Here is a 623-nt window from a genome sequence, read left to right on the forward strand (position 1 = left end):
ATGCAGGGGGGGTCCCTGGCGGACCAAACAACCCGCTTGGTGCGCGTGCCCTCTATCTCTATCGCAACGGGCGCGACACCCACTTCCGGATACATGGTACAAACGAGCCATGGACGATAGGCACAGCGGTATCGAGCGGATGCATCCGTTTGATCAATGACGACATCATTGACCTCTACGACCGTACTTCTTTGGGCACGACGGTGGTGGTTATTTGATGGTGGGCAGGCCTGATTTCCGTTGGATAGTGAACCCTGCCAGCACGTCACCGCAAAGGCGCCGCCTGCAACCGGGCGCCGACTGTGTCATTTCTGCACTAGGCTTTGGTGTAGATCGCGGCTAACTTGGTGGGGCTGCATATCTTTTTATTTGTGGCGATTCTATAGGCTGTTCCGCCCCCGGGGAAAGGATTGCTTGATGAACAGGATGTTGATTGTAATGGTTGCTACCCTCGCCGTTACCAGCCTGAGCGGCTGCGCGAACGGGATCGGTAAAGGAAAGGGGAAGGCTCCTCCGCCGGAACCCGCTGCCGTAGAGGAGCCCGTGATTAAATAAGCGCCGGCTTTCGGAGATTTGGGGAAGGGCCGCCAGGCCCTTCCCCATCGATATGCAGGGGCCAAGGC

General features: G+C 57.8%; 2 protein-coding genes. Both read left to right on the forward strand.

The features are described from left to right. Positions 1 to 218, forward strand: a 218-nt coding sequence (locus EOA79_RS32380) for a L,D-transpeptidase (RefSeq protein WP_164894090.1), incomplete at its 5' end; no start/stop codon positions are given. A gap of 199 nt (positions 219 to 417) precedes the next feature. After that, the gene (locus EOA79_RS34015) at positions 418 to 555 is read left to right on the forward strand and encodes an ABC transporter (RefSeq protein ID WP_127314355.1); all 138 of its coding nucleotides are present in this window, start codon (positions 418 to 420) and stop codon (positions 553 to 555) included. The last annotated feature ends 68 nt before the right edge of the window (positions 556 to 623 follow it).

Origin of the sequence: Mesorhizobium sp. M1A.F.Ca.IN.020.03.2.1 (assembly GCF_004023205.1) — a bacterium.
GTDB lineage: Bacteria > Pseudomonadota > Alphaproteobacteria > Rhizobiales > Rhizobiaceae > Mesorhizobium.